This is a genomic window from Arthrobacter sp. CAN_A214 (genome assembly GCF_015751955.1).
Taxonomy (GTDB): Bacteria; Actinomycetota; Actinomycetes; order Actinomycetales; family Micrococcaceae; genus Arthrobacter_D.
Genome location: NZ_JADOUU010000095.1, coordinates 1 through 1284, shown reverse-complemented (window position 1 = coordinate 1284; position 1284 = coordinate 1). Strand labels below are relative to the sequence as shown.

Below are 1284 nucleotides of genomic sequence, written 5' to 3'. Positions count from 1 at the left end.
GCCCCACCTCGGGCGAGAAGTTGTTCGTGAACGAGTCCGCCCACAGCAGCACCGGAGGGCGGGCTTCGGACGAAGTGGCAGCACCACCGCGCGCCCTGAACCAGGCATGGAATGTCTGCGGCGCGAAGGCGGGAATGTTCCGGCGCTGATCCACACCGGCCAGCCGCAGCCCGAGTTGCCGCATGCCGGGCAGCCGCACCAGGGCGTTGACAAGCCGCGGTGCGAACGCTGCCAATCCCGCCCACCTGGGCAACCAGCCCAGCGAGTAGTGGGATGCCGGTCGGATCCTGCCCTGATAGCTCTGATGCAACACCTCGGCCTTATAGGCGGCCATGTCGATCCCCGTCGGGCAGTCGGATGCGCACCCTTTGCAGGAAAGACAGAGATCCAGTGCGTCGTGGACTTCCGGCGCGCGCCAGTTCGGCTTGTCGCCCTTTCTTCCACCTGTGACGCTGCCGTTGATCATCTCCTGCAGCGCCCTAGCCCGCCCCCGGGTAGAGTCCTTCTCCTCCAGCGTCGCGATGTAGGACGGGCACATCACCGTCGAGTTGTCATTGTGCGCGGCGCGGCACTGTCCCACACCGGTACAGCGGTGCACGGCCTGGCTGAAGTCACCGCTGTCGTGCAGATATCCGAAACCGAGCCCCGAGCGCAGCGGACCCGCCTCGGCAACGCGGACATTCGCATCCAGCGGCTCCGGATCGACGAGCACGCCGGGGTTGAGGATGTTGTCCGGGTCCAGGATGCCCTTGACCTTCCCGAAGAGTGAGATCGCCGCCGGCGTGTACAGATAAGGCAGGAGCTCGCTCCGAGCCCTGCCGTCGCCATGCTCCCCGGACAGTGAGCCCCCGTACCGCGCCACCAGCTTCGCGGCGTCGGTGAGGAACGCACGGAAAGCGGCCTTGCCGTCCTCGCGATGGAACGGGAAGTCGAGGCGGACATGGACGCAACCGTCGCCGAAATGCCCGAACGGGAACCCGGTGAGGGAGTGCGTGAGCAGAAGGTCGTCGAAATCGCGAAGGTAATTCCCCAGCCTCTCGGGCGGCACGGCGGCGTCCTCCCAGCCGGCGTGCGCCGGCACTCCGGCGGGCGACCGGCCCGCGAGCCCGCCGCCGTCCTCGCGAATCCGCCAGAGCGCGGCCCCCTGTCGGGCGTCCCCGATGATGCGGGAGTGCCGGGCGGCACCGATGCGGCTGACCCGCGCGGCACGGTCGGCGACCTCCAGGGCATCATCTCCGGAAATCTCGACGAACAGCCAGGCAGCGCCGCCGGGAAGCTCGGGCA

General features: G+C 68.4%; 1 protein-coding gene. It reads right to left on the bottom strand.

Going from position 1 to position 1284, the window contains the following annotated elements:
* A partial coding sequence (locus IWX65_RS17580; protein ID WP_196884841.1) for an FAD-binding and (Fe-S)-binding domain-containing protein occupies nt 1-1284 on the bottom strand: 1284 nt, incomplete at both ends.